Source organism: Agrobacterium sp. NPDC089420 (assembly GCF_044900305.1).
GTDB lineage: Bacteria > Pseudomonadota > Alphaproteobacteria > Rhizobiales > Rhizobiaceae > Agrobacterium.
In genome coordinates this window covers 323,281-340,958 of record NZ_JBJDMY010000001.1, presented here as the reverse complement: position 1 = coordinate 340,958, position 17,678 = coordinate 323,281, and the positions used below count along the sequence as shown (strand labels likewise).

The 17,678-nt window shown below is 60.2% G+C and carries 15 protein-coding genes and 1 other RNA gene; 9 read left to right on the top strand and 7 right to left on the bottom strand.

The window, feature by feature from the left end:
- The first annotated feature begins 94 nt into the window (after positions 1–94).
- The 3 genes from ettA (at position 95) to metF (ending at position 3,825) form a co-directional block, all read left to right on the top strand.
- Positions 95–1,744 carry an energy-dependent translational throttle protein EttA gene (ettA, locus tag ACI2KA_RS01705; RefSeq protein WP_400813283.1) on the top strand — a complete coding sequence of 550 codons (1,650 nt, stop codon included), beginning with the start codon at positions 95–97 and terminating at the stop codon, positions 1,742–1,744.
- A 160-nt stretch (positions 1,745–1,904) separates the two neighbouring features.
- Positions 1,905–2,918, top strand: coding sequence for an ArsR/SmtB family transcription factor (locus ACI2KA_RS01700; protein ID WP_404498623.1), 1,014 nt, complete (start codon positions 1,905–1,907; stop codon positions 2,916–2,918).
- A 1-nt stretch (position 2,919) separates the two neighbouring features.
- Positions 2,920–3,825 (top strand): methylenetetrahydrofolate reductase [NAD(P)H], encoded by a 906-nt coding sequence (metF, locus tag ACI2KA_RS01695; protein ID WP_404498621.1) that lies wholly within the window; start codon positions 2,920–2,922, stop codon positions 3,823–3,825.
- A 464-nt stretch (positions 3,826–4,289) separates the two neighbouring features.
- On the opposite strand, the gene ACI2KA_RS01690 is transcribed toward metF, so the two are convergent.
- The 7 genes from ACI2KA_RS01690 to ACI2KA_RS01660 form a co-directional block, all read right to left on the bottom strand.
- Positions 4,290–5,516: a lytic murein transglycosylase gene (locus ACI2KA_RS01690; RefSeq protein WP_404498619.1), complete on the bottom strand. Its 1,227-nt coding sequence runs from the start codon at positions 5,514–5,516 to the stop codon at positions 4,290–4,292.
- Positions 5,517–5,638: 122 nt separating this feature from the next.
- On the bottom strand, positions 5,639–6,418 hold the full coding sequence (locus ACI2KA_RS01685) for a GH25 family lysozyme (RefSeq protein ID WP_404498617.1): 780 nt from the start codon (positions 6,416–6,418) through the stop codon (positions 5,639–5,641).
- Between the two features lie 252 nt (positions 6,419–6,670).
- Entirely contained in the window at positions 6,671–7,387 is a 717-nt protein-coding gene (locus tag ACI2KA_RS01680) for a class I SAM-dependent methyltransferase (RefSeq protein WP_404498615.1), read from the bottom strand.
- Positions 7,384–8,634 carry a DUF3419 family protein gene (locus ACI2KA_RS01675; protein WP_404498613.1) on the bottom strand — a complete coding sequence of 417 codons (1,251 nt, stop codon included), beginning with the start codon at positions 8,632–8,634 and terminating at the stop codon, positions 7,384–7,386. Before ACI2KA_RS01675 ends, ACI2KA_RS01680 begins: the two co-directional genes overlap by 4 nt.
- 258 nt (positions 8,635–8,892) lie before the next feature.
- Positions 8,893–9,966 (bottom strand): transglycosylase SLT domain-containing protein, encoded by a 1,074-nt coding sequence (locus ACI2KA_RS01670; protein WP_404498611.1) that lies wholly within the window; start codon positions 9,964–9,966, stop codon positions 8,893–8,895.
- 125 nt (positions 9,967–10,091) lie between these two features.
- Positions 10,092–10,727 (bottom strand): LysE family translocator, encoded by a 636-nt coding sequence (locus ACI2KA_RS01665; RefSeq protein WP_404498609.1) that lies wholly within the window; start codon positions 10,725–10,727, stop codon positions 10,092–10,094.
- Positions 10,728–10,779: 52 nt separating this feature from the next.
- The gene (locus tag ACI2KA_RS01660) at positions 10,780–11,991 is read right to left on the bottom strand and encodes a pyrophosphate--fructose-6-phosphate 1-phosphotransferase (RefSeq protein WP_404498607.1); all 1,212 of its coding nucleotides are present in this window, start codon (positions 11,989–11,991) and stop codon (positions 10,780–10,782) included.
- Between the two features lie 331 nt (positions 11,992–12,322).
- Between ACI2KA_RS01660 and ACI2KA_RS01655 the strand changes: the two genes are divergently transcribed.
- The 6 genes from ACI2KA_RS01655 (at position 12,323) to rnpB (ending at position 17,673) form a co-directional block, all read left to right on the top strand.
- Positions 12,323–13,063: a TerB family tellurite resistance protein gene (locus ACI2KA_RS01655; RefSeq protein WP_404498926.1), complete on the top strand. Its 741-nt coding sequence runs from the start codon at positions 12,323–12,325 to the stop codon at positions 13,061–13,063.
- On the top strand, positions 13,060–13,839 hold the full coding sequence (locus tag ACI2KA_RS01650; protein ID WP_404498605.1) for an N-acetylmuramoyl-L-alanine amidase: 780 nt from the start codon (positions 13,060–13,062) through the stop codon (positions 13,837–13,839). The genes ACI2KA_RS01655 and ACI2KA_RS01650 overlap by 4 nt, the downstream gene beginning before the upstream one ends.
- A gap of 247 nt (positions 13,840–14,086) precedes the next feature.
- Positions 14,087–14,626 (top strand): lytic transglycosylase domain-containing protein, encoded by a 540-nt coding sequence (locus tag ACI2KA_RS01645; protein WP_404498603.1) that lies wholly within the window; start codon positions 14,087–14,089, stop codon positions 14,624–14,626.
- Positions 14,627–14,777: 151 nt separating this feature from the next.
- Positions 14,778–15,965, top strand: a complete 1,188-nt coding sequence (locus ACI2KA_RS01640; RefSeq protein ID WP_404498601.1) for an FAD-dependent oxidoreductase — start codon at positions 14,778–14,780, stop codon at positions 15,963–15,965.
- Positions 15,966–16,024: 59 nt separating this feature from the next.
- Entirely contained in the window at positions 16,025–17,215 is a 1,191-nt protein-coding gene (locus tag ACI2KA_RS01635) for an NAD(P)/FAD-dependent oxidoreductase (RefSeq protein ID WP_404498599.1), read from the top strand.
- A gap of 56 nt (positions 17,216–17,271) precedes the next feature.
- Positions 17,272–17,673: RNase P RNA component class A (gene rnpB, locus ACI2KA_RS01630), an RNA gene on the top strand.
- Positions 17,674–17,678: the final 5 nt, after the last annotated feature.

Sequence of the window (17,678 nt, the reverse complement as noted above, 5' to 3'; positions counted from 1 at the left end):
GTGCCAGAGGTTGCCCCAAGGTCCTATTTACCCTACATAGCGGCAAATTTCCCGATACGTACTCTTAAAAATCCGATGTGGAGCATTCGCTACAATGGCACGTCAATTCATCTATCACATGGCTGGGCTGAACAAGTCCTATGGCGCGAAGAAGGTTCTGGAGAACGTCCATCTCTCCTTCTACCCCGATGCCAAGATCGGTATCCTCGGCCCGAACGGCGCCGGTAAGTCGACCGTTCTGAAAATCATGGCCGGCCTCGACAAGGAATATACCGGTGAAGCCTGGCTCGCCGAAGGCGCGACGCTCGGTTATCTCGAGCAGGAGCCGAAGCTCGACGAAAACAAGACCGTGATGGAAAACGTGATGGAAGGCGTGGCGCACAAGACCGCCATCGTCGACCGCTATAACGAACTGATGATGAACTATTCCGACGAAACGGCGGATGAGGGCGCAAAGCTTCAGGACATGATCGACAGCCAGAACCTGTGGGATCTGGAAAATCAGGTCGAAATGGCCATGGACGCCCTGCGTTGCCCGCCCGGCGACTCGGCCGTGACAGGTCTTTCGGGTGGTGAGCGCCGCCGGGTGGCGCTCTGCCGTCTGCTGCTTTCGCAGCCGGACCTGCTGCTGCTCGACGAACCGACCAACCACCTTGACGCCGAAACCATTGCCTGGCTGGAAAAGCACCTTCGCGATTACCCTGGCGCCGTGATGATGATCACCCACGATCGCTACTTCCTCGACAACGTGACGGGCTGGATTCTCGAGCTCGACCGTGGCCGCGGCATTCCTTACGAAGGCAATTACTCCGCTTACCTGCAGGCGAAAGCCAAGCGCATGCAGCAGGAAGCGCGTGAAGATGCGTCGCGCCAGAAGGCCATCAGCCGCGAAAGCGAGTGGATCGCCTCCAGCCCCAAGGCACGCCAGACCAAGTCCAAGGCGCGTATCAAGGCCTATGACGAGCTGGTGGAAGCCGCGGAAAACCGCCGTCCCGGCGATGCGCAGATCGTCATTCCGGTTGCTGAGCGTCTCGGCCGCGTCGTCATCGAAGCCGACAATCTGACGAAGTCCTATGGCGACCGCGTGCTGATCGAAAACCTCTCCTTCAAGCTGCCGCCCGGCGGTATTGTCGGCGTCATCGGTCCGAACGGTGCGGGTAAGTCGACGCTATTCAAGATGATCACCGGTCAGGAACAGCCGGATAGCGGTTCGGTGACTGTCGGCGAGACGGTTCAGCTCGGTTATGTCGATCAGAGCCGCGATACGCTGGCGGGCGACAAGACCGTCTGGGAGGAAATCTCCGGCGGCAACGACATCATCAAGCTCGGCAAGTTCGAAGTGAACTCGCGCGCCTATTGCGGCGCCTTCAACTTCAAGGGCGGCGATCAGCAGCAGAAGGTCGGCAACCTCTCGGGTGGTCAGCGTAACCGCGTGCACCTCGCCAAGATGCTGAAGGCCGGCGGCAACGTGCTGCTGCTCGACGAACCGACCAACGACCTTGATACGGAAACGCTGGCAGCGCTCGAAGAAGCGTTGGAAGCCTTCGCCGGCTGCGCCGTTATCATCAGCCACGACCGTATGTTCCTTGACCGCCTGGCCACCCACATCCTCGCTTTCGAGGGTGACAGCCATGTGGAATGGTTCGAAGGCAACTTCGAAGACTACGAAAAGGACAAGGTCCGCCGCCTCGGCCCGGAAAGCATCAAGCCCGGCCGGGTGAGCTACAAGCGCCTGACGCGCTGATCCTTTTCCGCATTGCTTCAGAAAGGCCCGCCGCAAAGCGGGCCTTTTCTTGTGCAAGAAACGGACATCACGGTGGTGCGGAACACTTTGCGCTTGCATCAAACGTCACATCGACATAAAGATATCTTTATATCTTGATTAGCTTGCGAGGCGCGGCAGAGTGGCGTTCGGTCTGGACAAATTGGTGGATCTTCTGAAGGCGGCGGGTGAGCCGACGCGCTTTCGTTTGCTGGCGCTTCTTTCGGCCGGCGATCTGACGGTTACCGATCTTACCGAAATCCTTGGCCAGTCGCAGCCGCGCATCTCCCGTCACCTCAAGCTTTTGACGGAAGAGGGGCTGATCGAGCGTTATCAGGAAGGTGCATGGGCCTATTTCCGCCTGCGGCAGGATGGTGAGCCCGCCATCGTTGTCCGGCAGCTGCTGGCCGCCGCATCGTCCTCCGATGCCGTTCTCCTACGCGACAGCGAGCGGCTTGCCACCGTCAAGCGGGTGCGGGCGGAGCGGGCGCAGGATTATTTCAGCCGCAACGCTTCCGCCTGGGACGAGCTGCGCCGCCTGCATGTCAGCGACGAGGCCGTGGAAGGCGCGTTGCTGAAGCTGGTGGGGACCACTCCGATCGATTCTCTTCTCGATCTCGGCACGGGCACTGGCCGCATCCTGCAGCTTCTGAGCGGCATTTATCGCCGCGCGATCGGTGTCGACGCCAGCCGCGACATGCTGTCGGTGGCGCGCGCCAATCTCGACAAGGCGGGCGTGGTCAATGCCTCGGTTCGCCATGGCGATATTCTCAACCTGCCGCTCGAGGGACAGGATTTCGATCTGATCGTCATCCACCAGGTACTGCATTTCCTCGACCAGCCGGAAATCGCGCTGTCCGAGGCCGCGCGCATGTTGCGCCCGGGTGGGCGGTTGATCGTCATCGATCTCGCGCCGCATACCTTCGAATATCTGCGCGACGAGCATGCGCATGTCCGGCTCGGCTTTTCGCATCCGCTGATGGAAGAATGGCTGAAAAAGGCCGGGCTGTCTCCGGAGCGCGCCGTCGATCTTCATTCCGAAAAAGCGTCCGACGAAGCTCTGGACGTGACGATATGGGTTGCCCGCGACCAGCGGCTGCTGATGGCAGACGATGTGGTGCAAGAGGCCGTTTTATTTGCTGCCGGGAGGGCATGATATGTTGAGGTCGGAAACCGCGCGCCACAATGGCGATATCCGGGGCGATATCCGGTTGTCTTTCGAGTTTTTCCCGCCCAAGAATCCCGAGATGGAAAACCAGCTCTGGGAAACGGTGGCCGAGCTGAAGAAGTGGGATCCGGATTTCGTATCCGTCACCTATGGCGCGGGCGGCTCCACCAAGGCGCCGACGCTGGATGCGGTGCGCCGCATGATCGGCGACAGTCATCTGCCGACCGCCGCGCATCTGACCTGCGTGGATGCCAGCCGTGACGACGTGCATCAGGTCATCGAAGAGTTTCGCAATGCCGGCGTTCGCCATTTCGTGGCGCTGCGCGGCGATCCTTCCACCGGTATCGGCACGGCCTATCAGCCGCATCCCGAAGGTTACGAAAACGCCGCAGCACTGGTAAAGGGGCTGCGCGAAATCGGCGATTTCGAAATTTCCGTATCGGCCTATCCTGAGAAGCATCCCGAAAGCGCAAGCGAGGCGGTCGATATCGACATGCTGAAACGCAAGGCGGATAATGGTGCGACGCGGGCGCTGACGCAGTTCTTCTTCGATAACGACGTTTTCGAGCGTTACATGGAGCGGGTGATCGCGGCGGGCATTACCATTCCGGTGGTTCCCGGTATCATGCCGATCCAGAATCTCACTCAGCTCAAGCGTTTCGCCGGCCGCTGCGGCACCAGCGTTCCCGGTTTTCTGGATGAGCGTTTCGCAGGTTATGACGAGGATCTGGAAGGGCGCGCCCGTGTGGCCGCTGACGTTGCAGCCGAGCAGATCGCCGATCTGCAACGGCGTGGTTTCAACGAGTTCCACCTCTATACCATGAACCGTGCACCGCTGGTTGACGCCGTGCTGGAAAATCTCGGGCTGGAGCGTCTGCGCCGCAGCGCCGCCTGATCGAGGCAGGTCATTGCCGACATGAAAAAAGCGCAGGTCCCTTAGGGCCTGCGCTTTTTAAAATCGTGTCATCTACGGTTCTTCACTGCGTTTGGTCTTCACGTCTCGTTAGATGAACAGCATCATCGCTACGAACAAAAACGCCAAACCGACTGCCAAGGCATTGAGAGATTTTGTAAGTCCCATGGGTGCCTCCTGTTCTTGACAGGGTCGATAATATGACCGTTTTGTGGCGGTTGAAAAGCGGTTTCTGTGATGCGGTGCAGCACGCTTTATGATGGCTTAAAAAAGCATTTTCTTTAAATAACTGAAAATAAAAGACTATTTTCTTATCACGCAGTGCTTCATAAGTTTAAAAAAAGTAAATGACCGGGGTGTTATCCCCAGTCATCCAGTCGAGATTAACGATTTCCGCCTTGATTCCGACCGACAGATTAAGGGCCGGAGAGCGCCGTTAAGATTGGTTAAAGCGCCTGCAAAAGGGCGGCCGTCGGCCAGCCATCCGCGGGCAGGCCGAGGCGCTGCTGTTCCTTCTGGATGGCGACGCGGGTGCCGGAACCGAGAATGCCGTCCACCTTGCCGACATTGTGGCCGCGCGCTTCGAGCTTGGTCTGAAGCTCTTTCATGGTCGCATCGTCGAAACCAGGCTCCGGGTTGCCCTTGTTGTAGACGGGGGAGCCCATCAGGCGGGTAGCGAAATAAGCGGCCGACGTCGTGTAGATGAAGGACTGGTTCCACTCCAGATAGATGTTGAAATTCGGATAGGTGATGAAGGTCGGCCCCTTGCGGCCCTGCGGCATGATGAGGGCGGCGGGCAGGGAGGCAAAGTTCCTGTTACCGTCACGCGGGGTCACGCCGAGCGCGAACCATTCGCCGGCGGTGAGCGGGCCGCCGAGGCCGGATTTTTCCCAGGGCAGGTTTTCCGGCAGGGAGACTTCCTGAATCCACGGTTCGCCCTTCTTGAAGCCGAGATGCTGGATGAATTTCGCCGCGGTCAGGATGGCGTCGGGCGCGCTGCTCTTGACGTTGATATGGCCGTCGCCGTCTCCATCGACGCCAAAGGCGATAATGTCCTTGGGCAGCATCTGTACCTGGCCGATTTCACCGGCCCATGCGCCGGTATTGGTGGCGGGATCGAGGTCGCCATGCTGGACCATTTCGATCAGCGCCAGCAGCTGCGGGCGGAAGAGTTCCGGGCGGCGGCAATCATGCGAGAGGGTTACCAGCGCGTTGCGGGTATTGAAATCGCCCTGAACGGCGCCGAAATCGGTTTCCATGGCCCAGAAGGCGGCGATGACGCCGGCCGGTACGCCGAATTCATTTTCGGCGCGGGCGAAGGTGGAAGAGAGTTCCTGCAGCTTCTTGCGGCCGATATCGAGCCGGGCCTGGCTGACGGTGCGCTGTGAGAATTCCAGGAAGGTCTGGCGGAAGACCCCCTGCGCGCGGTCACGCGAGAGCACCTTCGGGTCGATCTGCGCTCCGGCAAGGGCTTTCTGGATTGCTTCGGCCGGAACGCCCTTGGCGAGCGCGTCGGTTTTGACGCCATCGAGAAATGCGCCGAGATCACCGCCGCAGGCAACCTGCTTGGGATCGTCAGGCGAGGCCACGGGCGGCGTGGCGAAGGCGGAGCCGGTGGAGAGAAGCGACAAAGCGGCGGCAAAAACGATGCTGCGCGACCGGAAGGTGGACATGGGAATTTCCTCAATGGGTTGTAGGCCCGCTTTACCCACATGTTTGCGACAAAAAAACGGGTCTCGCGGTCTGACGATAGGTGAGAACGCGGTTTTTTCGAATGTGTTGCTTCTTGGCCGTGTTATTTGGCGGAAGCCACCCATTTACGCCAGTTTTTCTCGCTGCCGGCAAAGACGTTGATATCGGTTGGTCCGTTCACCCCTGGCACGACACCGGTGGCCGTATATTGCCAGAAGGCCCATTGCCGATCTTCATAGATCTTGGTCGGATGCGCGGCGACGGAGCGCACCCAGAAATGATAGTTCTTGAACTGGCCGACGAGATTGTCGCGGTGGAAATCGACCGAGGTGTAGATGATCGGGCGTTTGCCATAATGCGCCTCGATCCGGTCGAGGAAACGCTGCATCTCGGCGCGGACGATGCCGGGTGCCGGACGCGTCTTGCAGGTGGGGGAGGCGGGGTTCCATTCCACGTCGAGAACCGGCGGCAGGGTCACGGCGTCCTTCGGCACGTTACGGATGAACCAGTCGGCCTGGGCGTCCGCCGTCGAGCAGAAATAATAGAAATGATAGGGTGCGTGCAGAATATCCGCCGCGGCGGCGCTGCGCCAATGGTCGCCGAATTTCGGATCGATGCGGTCCGATCCCTCTGTCGCCTTGATGAAGACGAAGGCCACGCCGGATTTGCGCACGGTCGGCCAGTCGACATCGCCATTCCATTTGGAGACGTCGATGCCATGTACCTCATGACGATGCGGGTTGTTCGTGCCGAAATCCTGCGGGTCGGTATCGGAAAATTTCGGCTTGGAAACGGACGCGGTTTCAAGCAGGTCATAACTCGTGGAGGTACAGCCGCCGATCAACAGCAAAGCCGACAAAAGTGCCGATAAACGCAGCCGCATTGGAACCCTGGTGAAAGTGTTGTTGCCCATCCCGCAGCCGCAACATGGTGCGGCGCATCTCCCGATTTACCCATAACATGGTAAACAAACTGATATGGCAAGGGGCAACGGCCCTTTTAGGCTTCCCAAGTCGCTGTATTCGAAGCGATTTGCGGTGCGGCGGCGGGAATAACGGCAAAGCGCCGTAAAGGGGAGGCCGCGTTGGCGGGGCCACACCAGCTCTTGTGGAGGTGCCGCAATCTCTTTCGAGAATCAGGCGTCCGCCAACATCCGGCTGATTTTCGGCTGCACTTCGGCGACCGGAAGCGTGATGACGGCCCGCCACGCGTAACCGCGGGCGATCTCTTCGAATTCAAGATTGCCGTCAAAGCGGCCAGCCATATTGGCCAGAACATAACGGAGATTGGCGCGGGGCGTGACGTGAAAACGGGTGAGCCAGGCCTGCAGCAGGGCGCGGAACCAGTTCGGCAATTGCTCCTGCTGACCGAAATCGACGATATGCAGCGAGCCGCCGGGTTTCAGAGCCGCGAGCGCCTGTTCGATCGCCTTTTCCCAGTCCGGGATCATGGAGAGCGCATAGGGGATCATGACGCGGTCGAAACCATCGGGCTGGCCGAATTCGGCAGCGCGGAAAGCGGTGGCGTCCGCCACGCGCAAAAGGGGACGCTCCGCCTTGCCGGAAAAATTCTCAGACGCGGTCAGCAGCATTTCGGCGGAAATATCGAGGCCGAACAGTCTGGCCTGCGGAAATTTGCGGCTGGCCAGCAACAAATTGCGGCCGGTGCCGCAGCCGACTTCCAGCAGCGTGCCGCCCTTCGGCACGTCGAGACCGGAAATGGTCCTGTCGCGGCCGAGCAGGTAATATTTGCGGGTGATATCGTAAATATGCCGCTGATGACGATACATGCGGTCCATCAGGCCCGCATGTGCGCTGTCTGCAAGGCCGACATTCTCACCGATGGTTTTCATGCCATAGCCCTCTGATAGATATGGAAGCCGCCATAGATGGCCGAGCGGTCCATGGCGTTCAGCTCTTTCGAGCGCTCGTCGAGATAGACCCACTGGTTGCGAATATCGGGAGACAGCCGGCCTTCGATGACGCTTTTTTCGGCCGCGGTGCGAAAGATGACGCGCGCACTGGGCGCGGCGGTGCGGCTGATCTGCGACCACAGGTCGTTGAGCTGCGTGTCCGTCATCCAGTCCTGCGCGTCGAGCAGGATATAGCGGTCGACGGCGCTTGCCGGCTTGCGCGACAGAAGCTCGGTATAGGTGGCATGATGCACGGCGACGCGCGAGGTGTTGTCGCGGATCGTTTCGTAATATTCCGGCTTGAGATAGGCGGGCAGGGCGCCCTCGTGCGGCTCGGGGTAACGGCGCGCGAAGGCTTGCCAGGCGAAATAATTGTCGCTGAGCGGGAAGTTGCAGGCGAGCTTTTCCAGCCGCTCCTTGAGCACGGCGGCAACGGTGCCGTTTGCGGAAAGGCTTGCGAGCTCGTCATATTGGCGCGGCGGAATGCCGAGGCCGAACAGCGAGCTTTTGCGCTTCGTCAGCCAGCGTACCACCGGCTTGTCGAACAGCGGGGCGACCTTGCTGTCAAAGAACTGGCGCTGTTCATCCAGTGTGCGGCTCTTGGCCATTTCGGTGAGCTTCACACCATGCAGGCGGGCCATGAGGTGGCCGGCGCCGATAAAACGGCCGAGCAGGCCGGTGCGATAGATATTCCTGTCGAAGACGGAGATGCGGCGGCGGCCGGAAAGGGTACGCTTCGACCAATAGGCCTTGGTCGTATCGTCGAGGTGATCGGCGATAAAACGGTCATAACCGAGGCTGTTGCTGCGGGTATTGGCGCGGCCGAAGTGGCGCACGACGTCCTGATGGGCGGGAAGGTGGCGGAAGGCGGCAAGCTTCAGCTTGTTGAGGGCGATGTGGTGCGGATTGAGATCCACGACATCGATGCTGGCCGGGTTACGCGAGAGATAGGCCAGCACGTTGCAGCCGCCGGAGCCGATGGTGACGATGCGGTGGCCTTCGCCAAGCTCCATCGCTTCCATGTCGATTTCCGGGTCTTCCCAGATTTGCGGATAGACGAGACCGGAAAAAAGAACCCCGAAGAAGCGTTCGGAAAGGCCGCTTTTCGAGAGTGCCTTGTGCTGGAGCAATGCGGACTTCAGTTTCGTGTTTTTGCTGAAGCCGGTCTTGGGTGCCGCACGCGTCATATGTTCACCTCTCAGTCGATTGAGAGGCCTCTACAGCCGTGACGCTACAGTTTGATGACAGGGCCTGTGGGTGAAAGCAACGGATCAAAGAGACTGTGGGAAACCATCGGCATCTAGGTTGCGAGCGAGACCTCCTCACATACGACGTCATCCTCGGGCTTGACCCGAGGATGACGGAGAGAAAATTTCAGGCGCTTCTGTCACCGGTCTCGAGAAGCCGAACGAATTCAAACGGCATTCCGAATGCAGCCGGAGCTATTACTTCCGCAGAACGTGCAGCATGCCCTTGCGCTTGGCGTCGTAATAATAACCGCGCGCATAAAGGCGGACCGCGTTGTCGCGGTTGTTATCGGCGACAAGCCATGCGCCGCGCAGGTATTTGACGGCATATTTCAGGTTGGTTTCGGCGTCGAACAGGCCGGACGCCGGGCCGTCGAAGCCCATGGAGCGGGCCGTGGCGTGCTTGATCTGCATCAGGCCGAAATGGCCGCCATTATAGGCGCCGGGATTATACATGCTTTCCCGCTGCACCACCCGGTGTACCAGATCTTCCGGCACGTCATACATGGTGGCGTATTTGGAAATCAGCCCGCTCAGCTTCTCGCGTCCGGCTGGCGCCGATCTCAGCGGCGCCGTCATCGTTTCGTTTTGCCGGATGGCGGCAAGGGCGGCATTGGTGGGGCCGGCTGCATAGGCCAGAACCGTGCTGTCCGGCTTCGGCAGCGGAACGACTTTCCGCTCCGCCGTCAGTTCGGTGCCGATGGAGGGCGAACCGGGCGGCGGCGGCGCGGGCGGGAAGCTGCCCTTGACGGCAACCACCTGCGGCAATTCGGCCGCGGCGTTGTGAGTGGCAGGTCTTGCGGCCATATCTGCCGTTTCGATGGCGGCCGCCGCCGGTGTTGCAGCCGTCGGCGCGAGGGCTGCGGCCGTGGCCGGCGCAGATGTCGTCACTGTGGCCTGCGCCATCTCGTTCTGCTGCGGCTGCATCTGCGCGGCGATGGCGGCAGCGGCTGCGATTTCGGACGCCGGCGGCAGTGCCACGCGTCCGCCCTTGACGGCGACTGCGGTGGGAAGCGCCGCTGGCTGAGAGGAGGCTTCCGCGGTCTGCGTTGGCTGGGTAGCCGGCGCCATACCTTCCGGGGCCTCTGCCATTGCCGGTTGTGCGGTCGGCTGGCCGGCAGCAGCGGGGTGAACTGTCGCGATCTTCGGGCCGTCAGGCCCTTCCTTTGCGGTATATTCGACGCTGGTGCATCCGGCCAATGCAAGTGCGAGGCCCACCGTGGAAGACAGAAGAAGTGCCCTTCTTCCGCGGAATTTGCCCGAATTTCGCATGTTGTCGCCTTCGTTATGCCTGTCTTTCGATACCCCCGCGTCGAGCGAAGCAGGCAGTGTCCCGTCGAGCCTTCATTAACCTATTGTAAGGAAAGCGGCAAGCCGGGAGGTTGCCTCCCGGTTTTTCAGGCGGCGATACGCCTGTATCCGGCGCTGACGGCGCGGCCGGAAATGAAGTGGGTCCGGTATTTTGGCCGAATTTTCTTCTCGCCCGACATGCGGCGCACCAGGGCCAGAGTCGATGCGGCAAACAGCGCCTGCGCCGCCAGGATGGCAAGCGCCAGCAGCAGGATTGCGGCCTGCGCCATGGCGAAAGTTTCAACGGCGTTGCCGGAGGTGGAAACGAATTGCGGCAGCAGCGCCAGAAAGAATGCGAAATAGCGCGGACGCAGCGCGGCGACGGCGTAACAATCGCGGAAGATGCCACTCCACGATTTGCCGGGCAGATTGTCGTTGTCTGCATTGGCTGCCTGGGCGGCGGGCGTGGCGAAGGTCCACAGGAAAAACAGCATCAGCCAGCCGATGCCGGCCCATTGCACGATTTCAACGAAGGATTGCGGCAGATAAACGAGGCCGGCCACCGGAATGGCTGAAATCGTCATCGCCGTGACGATGCCGAGGGCGCCGCCGCTGACGGAGGCGAACACCGTCTTCCTGCCGCGAATGGCGGCATAGGAGGCGACAGAGAATACAAGGGGAGAGGGAAGTGCGAACACTACGGCACATGCTGCACAAAAAATCAGCCAGGCCTGTCCAGACATTCTCTTCCTCCTTGCCCTCCCTGTCGCCGTCTTATTTTAGACTATCGTAAAATCAGGCCGCTGTGAACGGCTGACCGACGTGTTCCATCACTTCGGTAAACCATTTTGCAGAGAGGTCGAAATGCTTTCCACCCTTGATACGCGGAAACTCGATGGTCCGCAATTTGCCTTTCTGGTCTTCGTCATGGCCGGTAACGCCGGAAACCTTGTTGAGGGCGCTTTCGACCGCCAGGTCGACCATGCCCTGGATGAGGCGCAGGTCGTCGCCATTGGCGGCGGCGGAACGGGCGAAATAGCCTGATTTCTGCACCATGGAGCGTTCGGCGCCGATGAGGCTGGCGAACTGCTTCTGGAACCAGCCGCCGACATTGATGGTGTCGATCTTCACATGGCCGAAGGCATCGCGCTTGACGGCTTCGCCGGACGCTTCGCGTTCCGCGACGATGGAATCAAGGCCTGCACCTTCCGATACGAACAGGGTGACATAGCCGTTCCTGTCCATGATCTCCTTCAGACGCTCGGCTTCCGCTTCGATGTCGAAGGCCATTTCCGGCAGATAGATGCCGTCGATGTTCTTCATGTGCGTGTTCATCATCAGACCTTCGACATATTCGTTGCCGCTGGTCTTCTGGATGTAGGCGCGGGCGGTGGCGGCCGTCAGCCAGCCGCAATGGCGGCCCATGACTTCATGGATGACGAAGGTCTTCGGCGCCGCGCTCTGTTCGTTGCTGACATTGTCGAAGAAGGCGGCGCCGACTTCGGCAGCCGTCCAGGCGCCGAGCGACTGCCTGATCGGTACAACGTCATTGTCCACCGTCTTCGGCAGGCCGACGACGGTAAGGTCGTAACCGTTGGCGCCGAGATAGGCGGCAAGGTCGGCGGCCGTCGTGTTGGTGTCGTCACCGCCAATGGTATGGAGAATGGTGATGCCGTCAGCGGCCAGCCGTTCGGCGGCGACGCGCAGCGGATTGTCGCCTTCCTTAACGAGGCCGCGCTTGGCGCAATCGGCGGCGTTGGTGAGCTTGACGCGGCTGTTGCCGATCGGTGAGCCGCCGTAGCGGTGCAGCAGATGCGCCTTTTCCCGCATGTCCGCCGTGATCGCGATATGGTCGCCGAGAAGCACGCCCTGGTAGCCGGAGCGATAGGCAATGATGTCGATTTCCGGGGCGATGTCGCTATAGCGCTCGATCAGGCCGCCAACGGCCGAAGAGAGACAGGGCGCAAGGCCACCCGCGGTCAGCATTGCGACTTTCTGTTTGGCCATCATGGCTCTCCTTTTCACGTATACCCAAAGACATGTCTGGCAAATGGATGCGACAGCCGCGTGTAGGTGTAAAGTGAATTTATGAAGAAAAACGCCGATTTCTCGCGGTTTTTCAGCGGCTTGAGGAAGCCGGACGAATATAATCGTTTCAATCCGCGTCAAGGCCGCCGCGTGCCGGTCCTCGTTTGCGGCGCCTGTGGAAAACCCCCGCCGCGCGGTTTCCTGCGCTCTTGTTCCTGAAGCAAAACTGTCGCAAAGATGAATAAAAGTTAATGCCGCCGGCCCGCTCGACATATTGCATTCGCGGCAATATCCCGTCATGCTTGTCGCCATGATGTTCGATTTCGCCTGTCTGCAAATTTCATCCCTGTGGGAACGGCTGCTCGGCGCAATCGGCGACGCGGCGGGCGGTGCGCTCGGGCGCGTTGTGGAAGCCATCCGCACCCTGTTCGAGGGTGACCCGGAAACGCGCCGCAAAGTCTCCTTCTCCGTGGCGATCATCGCGCTTTCGGCCAAGATGGCGAAGGCCGACGGCGTCGTCAACGATGCCGAGGTGCGCGCCTTCCGGCAGATCTTCGATTTTCCGGAAGAAGAAGCCAAGAACGTCGCCCGTCTTTATAATCTCGCCCGTCAGGATGTCGCCGGTTACGAGGCCTATGCGGAGCGGCTCGCGGGCCTGTGCGGTTCGGGCCATGACAATTGCGAGATGTTGGAAAGCGTCATCGACGGCCTGTTCCATATCGCCAAGGCCGATGGGCTGATCCACGAGCGGGAACTGGCCTTCCTCGGCCGTATCGCGGAAATCTTCCATATCACCGAAGATCACTTCGAAACGATCATGGCGCGGCACGTGCACATGGACGGGCGCGATCCCTATCGCGTGCTCGGTGTTTCGCCTTCCGACGATTTCTCCGACATTCGCAAACGTTACCGTTCGCTGGTTGCCGAGCACCATCCGGACAAGCTCATCGCCCGCGGCGTTCCGATGGAATTGCATGCGGCGGCGAATGAGCGTATGGCGGCTCTCAATGCCGCCTATGCGGCCATCGAGAAAGAACGCCGCGTCGCATGAGTGAATGTCTGCCGGATTTTACCCCGGATTTCCGGGGCGCGGCCGTTGCGCCTTCGCCCAACCATGGCGAAAGGCTGGGTGTGGCCGGGCCGGATATCATTCTTCTGCATTATACCGGCATGACGACGGCCGATGGCGCCCTGTCGTGGCTCTGCAATCCGGACAGTCAGGTCTCCAGCCATTATTTCGTCTTCGAAGACGGGCGTGTCGTTCAGCTGGTTGCGGAAGCCCGCCGTGCCTGGCATGCGGGCAAAAGCGTGTGGGCAGGGGATGAAGATATCAATTCCCGCTCCATCGGCATCGAAATCGCCAATCAGGGCCATCCCGGCGGCCTGCCGGAATTTCCGAAGAAGCAGGTGGAAGCCGTCATCGAATTGTGTCGCGATTGCGGCCAGCGCTGGTCCATCGCGCCTGAAAGGGTGCTTGCCCATTCGGACGTCGCGCCGATCCGCAAGGTCGATCCGGGTGAGAAATTCCCGTGGGACATCCTGTCGCAGCACGGTGTCGGCCATTGGGTGGAGCCCGCGCCGATCCGCGGCGGCCGCTTTTTCCAGCGCGGCGACCATGGCCAACCCGTCGAAGCATTGCAGTCGATGTTGTCCATCTATGGATATGGCGTTGAAATCACAGGCGCTTATTGCGAGAAAACCGAAGGCGCCGTGGCAGCCTTCCAGCGACATTTCCGCCCGGCTCTGGTGGATGGCATCGCGGATTTTTCCACCATCGACACGTTGCACCGGCTGATCGCCAGCCTGCCGAAATTTTCGGCTGCCTGAACGTGAATTCTGGAAAATGGTTCCCCGTTTTCCTGGTGTTCAAGTCGATTTTTTTGATGTGCCACAGTTAATCCGCATTGAGGAAGTTTAAGAACGTCACTGCATGCGGTGACGTTCTTCAGGGGAACATACCGTCAATATCAATCAAGGAGACCGGACAGCGGAAAGTCGATCTCGACTTTCCGGGCGCTGAATATTTGTATCGCTTCATTGTGCCGGTCGTCCGATCTGGAGACTTTTTCTACATATGAACAGGGTTGTTGTTGCTGTTGCGGCGGGTGTTGTCATGCTCGCTTCTCAGGCGGGGATTGCTTTTGCCAAAGACGAGGACGTGAAGACCAAAACCGTGACGCTGGAGACCTTCTTCCGCAAACCCGGTTATCCCATTCCGGAAAAGAGCCTGCCCGCCTCCCTCAGGAACGATTACTCCGATCTGATCGTCAAATATGCCAAGCGTTACGGCGTTCCCACCAATCTGGCGCATGCCGTGGTTTCGGTGGAAAGCAAGTTCAACCCGAAGGCCCGCGGCAGCGCCGGCGAGGTCGGGCTGATGCAGATCAAGCCGGCCACGGCCCGCATGATGGGCTTTCGCGGCACGACAAAGGCGCTCTACGATCCCGAGACCAATATTCGCTGGGGCATGCAATATCTGGCAACTGCCCATCAGCTTGGCGGCGGCGAGGTTTGCAGCACGATCCTGCGGTATAATGCCGGCCATGGCGCCACGCGCATGAACCCGGTATCCAAGCGTTATTGCGGCAAGGTGCAGGCACTGCTGGCCGGTTGAGACCTGCGCTTATCTTTTCCGGAAGCCTTTCCCGGAAAAGTGGCGCCGTTTTCCGTCCGGAAATGCGACCGCGCCCCATGGTTTTGCGAAAAGCGATTCCGGTTCGCACGGGCATGCTGTAGTCAGGAGCAAATCTGATACGGAGCATGTCATGCCGGATTTCAAATATATCGTGGTCGGGGCCGGGATGATGGGGGCTGCCGCGGCGCGGCATCTTTCGGCGCAAACGGATGGCGTGGCGCTGATCGGACCGGGCGAACCCGCCGATCGCAAGAGCCATAAAGGCGTGTTTTCAAGCCATTATGACGAAGCGCGTATCACCCGTGGGTTTGATGGCGATCCGTTATGGGCGGAACTCGCGCAGCGTTCCATCCGGCGTTATGCCGAGATCGAGGCCAAAAGCGGCATCCGCTTCTTTACTGAAGCCGGCTGCCTGTTTACCGGAAACGGCAAGGGTCTTGCGGGAGACTATGTGTCGCGAGCGCTTTCTTCCGCCGGCCGTCTCGGTCTCGGGGTGGAAACGCTCGGCGCTGATGTCCTCGGTGACCGGTTTCCGATGTTCTCCCTGTCTGCCGATCATGGCGGTTATTTCGAGGCGCAGAATGCCGGCCACATCAATCCGCGCGCCTTGGTGAAGGCGCAGTGCTCGATTGCCGGGGCACAGGGTGCACATCTGGTGCGCGAAACTGCAGCCCATATTCGCGATACCTCGCATGGCGTGGAAGTGTTGACGCGGGAAGGCGTCGTCCGCACTGCGGAAAAGGTTATCGTGGCCGCGGGGGGCTTCACCAACATGGCCGAGCTGCTACCTTCGCCGGTCGACATGGCGGCGACAGGCCGCACCATTGTGTTTTTCGAGCTGGATGAGGCGAGGCAGGCCATATTCGGCTCCATGCCGTCGACCATCGTGCTGGCCGAGACCGAGGACGACATAGTCTACATTCTGCCGCCGGTGCGGTATCCCGATGGCAAGGTCTATCTGAAGATCGGCGGCGAAAGCGAGAAGGGCAGGCTTGAGACGCTGGCCGAGGCGGTGGACTGGTTCCATTCCGACGGCGCGCCGGATGAGGTGGAATTCCTGAAGAGGAAGGCCCTGTCGCTGATGCCGGACCTAGCCGGCTGCGCCGTGACCTCCGGTTCCTGTGTCGCTTCCATCACCCGCAGCGGTTATCCCTATATCGGCTATACGCAATCCTCCAACATGGCGGTTCTGACCGGCGGAAATTTCGTCTCCGCCAAGTCTTCGGACGAGATCGGGCGGCTTGGTGCAGTGCTGCTTCTGAACGGTCAACTGGCCGAGGACGAATTTGCCGCCGAAATGTCGCCGGTTTTCGTCTGACATCCTTCTGCGAAGCGGCTACAAGGTTGCTACTGAACTGGGTGGATGAAGAGGGCGGCATGTCGGGACATTTCAACTATATCGTCGTGGGTCGCGGCATGATGGGCGCCGCCGCCGCCCGCCATCTGGCGGAAACGGTGGATGGCGTGGCGCTGATCGGTCCCGGCGAACCAGCCGATATCAGGTCGCATCAGGGCGTTTTCGCCAGCCATTACGACGAGGCGCGGATTACCCGTACCATCGACGGCGATGCCGACTGGGCGCTGCTCGCCAACCGCTCGATCGCGCGTTATGGCGATATTGCCGCCACAAGCGGCGTCGAATTTTACGCGTCGGTCGGTTGCCTGATGGTGGGGCCGCAGCGGGGCGGCGGCAATATGTTTGTCGACGATGTCTGCAGGGCGGCGGCGCGGCTGGGTGTTTCGACGGAGTTGCTGGATGACGAGAGCCTCAAAGGCCGCTTCCCCTATTTCTCCTTCGAACCGGGCTGCGAAGGCGTGTTCGAAAGGGACAATGCCGGATATGTCAATCCGCGCGCACTGGTGAAGGCGCAGGCGATCCTTGCGGCAAAGGCCGGTGTGACGCTGATCGACGATATCGTCGTTTCGACGCGGGAAGAAGATGGCCGCGCTTCGGTGCGCACGGCTTCCGGTGCGGTTTATAAGGCAGACCGGGTGCTGGTGGCGGCCGGCGGCTTCTCGATCACCAAAGATCTGCTGCCGCAGCCGGTTTCTCTCGACATCTATGCGCGCACGGTCGCTTTCTTCGAGATAGACGAGGTGGACCTTGGGCAATATGCGGGCATGCCGTCGCTGATCTATGAGCCGCGCGATACGAAGAAGCATATTTATCTGCTGCCGCCGGTGCTGTATCCCGATGGCAAGTTCTATCTGAAGATCGGCGGCGACCCGGACGATAAAAGGCTCGGCAGCGACCCGGAAATCCGGGAATGGTTCCGGTCCGGCGGACGCGAAAGCGTGCGGGATCATCTGTCCGCCATCGTCGGGACGCTGGTGCCTTCCGTTGATCTGTCGCGTGTCTCGATGGCCGCCTGCGTCGTCTCCAAAACCCGGAGCGGTTATCCAGCCATCGGTTTTACCGCTTCGCCGCGCATTGCGGTTCTGACCGGCGGTAACGGCACGGCGGCCAAGAGTTCCGACGAGATCGGACGGCTGGGCGCCACGCTGCTGCGGGATGGGAAAATCGTCGACGATGCCTTCTCGACGGATTTCAAACCGGCATTTCTTTGATCTTTCCCGTCGCTTTTCGGTGGCTTTCGTTTCGGAACATGGTTATGCAGCCCATGCCAGTTGGCCGGGCAGCCGCGCTTTACCAATGTCGAAAGACGGTAAGGTGAGGAAAGTCCGGGCTCCACGGAAATACGGTGCCGGATAACGTCCGGCGGGGGCGACCCCAGGGAAAGTGCCACAGAGAGCAAACCGCCATGCATCGCATGGTAAGGGTGAAAGGGTGGGGTAAGAGCCCACCGCGCTTCTGGCAACAGCGGCGGCAAGGTAAACCCCACCGGGAGCAAGACCGAATAGGGATGACACGGGACGGGCGAAAGCCCGTTTACAGCCGGTTTCCAGGCCCGTCATCCGGGTGGGTTGCGCGAGGCGGCATGCAAATGCCGTCCCAGATGAATGGCTGCCACGTTCCGGGTCAAACCGGGGCCATACAGAACCCGGCTTACAGGCCAACTGGCGAATTTTC

Bases quoted from the DNA above. Each gene is read 5' to 3' on its own strand.
- ettA (WP_400813283.1), top strand. From the start codon at position 95: ATGGCACGTCAATTCATCTATCACATGGCTGGGCTGAACAAGTCCTAT.
- ACI2KA_RS01650 (WP_404498605.1), top strand. From the start codon at position 13,060: ATGAGTGAATGTCTGCCGGATTTTACCCCGGATTTCCGGGGCGCGGCC.
- ACI2KA_RS01635 (WP_404498599.1), top strand. From the start codon at position 16,025: ATGTCGGGACATTTCAACTATATCGTCGTGGGTCGCGGCATGATGGGC.
- metF (WP_404498621.1), top strand. From the start codon at position 2,920: ATGTTGAGGTCGGAAACCGCGCGCCACAATGGCGATATCCGGGGCGAT.
- ACI2KA_RS01655 (WP_404498926.1), top strand. From the start codon at position 12,323: ATGATGTTCGATTTCGCCTGTCTGCAAATTTCATCCCTGTGGGAACGG.
- ACI2KA_RS01680 (WP_404498615.1), bottom strand. From the start codon at position 7,387: ATGAAAACCATCGGTGAGAATGTCGGCCTTGCAGACAGCGCACATGCG.
- ACI2KA_RS01685 (WP_404498617.1), bottom strand. From the start codon at position 6,418: ATGCGGCTGCGTTTATCGGCACTTTTGTCGGCTTTGCTGTTGATCGGC.
- ACI2KA_RS01670 (WP_404498611.1), bottom strand. From the start codon at position 9,966: ATGCGAAATTCGGGCAAATTCCGCGGAAGAAGGGCACTTCTTCTGTCT.
- ACI2KA_RS01665 (WP_404498609.1), bottom strand. From the start codon at position 10,727: ATGTCTGGACAGGCCTGGCTGATTTTTTGTGCAGCATGTGCCGTAGTG.
- ACI2KA_RS01640 (WP_404498601.1), top strand. From the start codon at position 14,778: ATGCCGGATTTCAAATATATCGTGGTCGGGGCCGGGATGATGGGGGCT.
- ACI2KA_RS01675 (WP_404498613.1), bottom strand. From the start codon at position 8,634: ATGACGCGTGCGGCACCCAAGACCGGCTTCAGCAAAAACACGAAACTG.
- ACI2KA_RS01645 (WP_404498603.1), top strand. From the start codon at position 14,087: ATGAACAGGGTTGTTGTTGCTGTTGCGGCGGGTGTTGTCATGCTCGCT.
- ACI2KA_RS01660 (WP_404498607.1), bottom strand. From the start codon at position 11,991: ATGGCCAAACAGAAAGTCGCAATGCTGACCGCGGGTGGCCTTGCGCCC.
- ACI2KA_RS01690 (WP_404498619.1), bottom strand. From the start codon at position 5,516: ATGTCCACCTTCCGGTCGCGCAGCATCGTTTTTGCCGCCGCTTTGTCG.